Origin of the sequence: Staphylococcus pasteuri, from assembly GCF_030547725.1 — a bacterium.
GTDB lineage: Bacteria > Bacillota > Bacilli > Staphylococcales > Staphylococcaceae > Staphylococcus > Staphylococcus pasteuri.
In genome coordinates this window covers 1-228 of the sequence record NZ_JAUOQO010001153.1, presented here as the reverse complement: position 1 = coordinate 228, position 228 = coordinate 1, and the positions used below count along the sequence as shown (strand labels likewise).

The 228-nt window shown below is 48.7% G+C and carries 1 protein-coding gene; it reads right to left on the bottom strand.

What is annotated here, in order from left to right; genetic code table 11:
* A partial coding sequence (locus Q4528_RS16735) for an ABC transporter permease subunit (RefSeq protein WP_303522942.1) occupies nt 1-228 on the bottom strand: 228 nt, incomplete at both ends.

Genomic DNA, 228 nt, shown 5'->3' with positions numbered 1-228 from the left:
GGCTGGCCTAAACCCTTCACCCCAATCATTGAGGCAATCACCACCATCGATAAGGCCATCATAATGGTTTGGTTTATTCCCGCCATAATGGTGGGCATCGCCAAGGGGATCTGCACCCCAAACAAACGTTGTGTGGTACTCGCGCCATAGGCTGTAGCGGCTTCTAACACTTCTTTATCCACCAAGCGAATACCTAAATTAGTTAAACGAATTACCGGAGGAATACCG